This window comes from Dolichospermum sp. UHCC 0352 (assembly GCF_009711925.1).
Lineage (GTDB): Bacteria > Cyanobacteriota > Cyanobacteriia > Cyanobacteriales > Nostocaceae > Dolichospermum > Dolichospermum lemmermannii.
Genome location: NZ_VIKY01000070.1, coordinates 685 through 2920, shown reverse-complemented (window position 1 = coordinate 2920; position 2236 = coordinate 685). Strand labels below are relative to the sequence as shown.

The window sequence follows — 2236 nt, the reverse complement described above, 5'->3', positions numbered from 1 at the left end:
GAACTATTTTTTGCAACGACCGATAATTTATCTTCCAAATGCTTCGCCCCTACTGACTAATGACTAATTAAGACTTACTCAATCCTAGTCCATTGTCCTCAGCGTAACGCTCCATAAAGCGCATAAAACGATCCCATTCTTCATTAGACTTCATCACATAAATTGCTTCTAAGGATTCAGGTTTACCGTTGACAAATTTACCCTGAACTTCCTTAATAACTATTTCCCCTTCTTCGTCAATCAAATATAAACCAGTAACTTCATCTGTGGCATCTTGCGCCAATATATCAGGATTGGTGAAGATAAATGTTGCCGTACCGCTTTCACCTTTTTTTGCTCTTGTCAACCGAACATCTGGAACTACTGTTTCTTCAATACCTTTAGCAAACTGAATTTTCGCCATGATGAGTCAATTTAAAGTTTTGTGATCATTTTGTAATATTCTCTCATCATAGAGCAATTTCCTAGCAGGCATTTTACCAATGGTAATTAAATCTAGTTCACAATTCCGATTTAAACGCCGTTTATTTACTACAGCGTTGATCATTGTAGTTGGTATTGGTATATTCATCACTCTGACTAACCATTCTAGCCCCGCTACACCTGTCACTAAAACCAAAAACGTCATTCTGATGATTGGGGATGGTATGGGCTGGGAAATGGCTCGCGCTGGGGCTATGGCTAAAGGATATAATTACACTTCTGGTAAGGGGGAAGGACTGAGTTTTCAAACTCTGGATCATTATGCCCTGGCTACCACCTATGGTACTACCATTGCTCCTGGTAATGGGGTTTTCAGCACGGGTAACTCTGCGTTATCAAACTCTATTTCCATTACAGGCGCTAGTCCGATGTTACCAGGGTTTAAATTCCAACCTCAATTTAATCCTGGCGATAAACCATCTGGAGGGGGGAAAAATCTTAATCCTAATGCAGTGGGTAATTTAGTGGGTTATGATCCTCAACGTGGGGGAATAAATCCTTGGACACCTGGGAATGATCCTGAATATATCAAGCATAGTTATCCTGATTCTGCCAATACAGCGACTACTTTGTACACAGGAGTAAAAAGCTATAACAATGCTATTTCTGTGGATATATTTGAAAAACCTTTAGAAACTATTCTCAAAACTGCGGCTGATCATGGTAAATCTACTGGGATTGTCACTTCTGTTCCTGTAGATCATGCTACACCGGGTGCAGCAGCAGCAAACGTGAATCGTCGCAATAAATATGATGGTGATTATCCGACTTTGGATAATATTCTCCAGCAGGAACTCCGCATATATCAACCAACTGTAATTTTAGGTGGTGGTCATCCTCTCACGGGTGCGAGTAGTCAACCTCTGCCTACGGGTGTAGAACCGCCAACTAAATTTGAATATATCACTAAAACGACCTATGCAGAATTGAGTAAAAACCCCAATCAAAACCGCTATAACTACACATTTTTAGAACGGGGAAAAGATGCGGCTGATAAGTTAGGGACTACTGCGGCTAAATTAGATCCAAATATGGGCGATCGCTTGTTAGGATTATATGGAGCTAGGGGACAAGAGGGAAATCTCCCTGTAAGTACCGCAAATGGAGATTACAGTAATACAGGTTTAAGTAATTTTTCTTTGTTTAGTTCCCAAGGACAAAAACCTGATACAGTTCGTCCTCTACTTGCTGGAGAAACCGATCAATCTTTTATTGCGAAAGAAATTAATGAAAATCCCACACTTGATGATTTAACCAAAGCAGCTTTAGCAGTTTTATCTAAAGACAAAGATGGATTTTGGTTAATGGTAGAAGGTGGTGATATTGATTGGGCTGCCCATGATGATAATATAGATAATATGATTGGGACAGTGTTGGATTTTGACAAAGCTGTAAAAACGACAATTGACTGGATTAAAAATAATGGTGGTTGGGAAAATAATCTGTTGATTGTTACTGCTGATCATGATCATTATCTGACTTTAAATCCCAACTTTTCTGAACTACTCAAAGAAAAAAGTGCAGAAGCTTTAACTGCTGAATCTGATTCCATGAAAGCGGGTCATTTTTGGGGTTCTAATCCTCAGATTAAATATGGTTGGGGAAATCATGGTAATCGTCCAGTTCCTGTTTATTATCAAGGTAAAGGTGCAGAAGTTTTAACTAATTCTGTCGGTAAGGGTTTTCGGCTTTATGGTGATGATATTCCTGGTATTGGGGGTTTAGTAGACCAAATTCACATTTATCAGACTCA

At 39.3% G+C, this 2236-nt stretch carries 2 protein-coding genes; one reads left to right on the top strand and one right to left on the bottom strand.

All coding sequences use genetic code 11. The features are described 5' to 3' along the window. Positions 1-67: 67 nt before the first annotated feature. Positions 68-403, bottom strand: coding sequence for a photosystem II reaction center protein Psb28 (psb28, locus tag FJR06_RS04850; RefSeq protein WP_168650968.1), 336 nt, complete (start codon positions 401-403; stop codon positions 68-70). 79 nt (positions 404-482) lie between these two features. On the opposite strand from psb28, the gene FJR06_RS04845 reads away from it, so the two are divergent. Next, positions 483-2236 (top strand): alkaline phosphatase (locus FJR06_RS04845; protein ID WP_168650966.1); only part of this gene is annotated, 1754 nt, incomplete at its 3' end.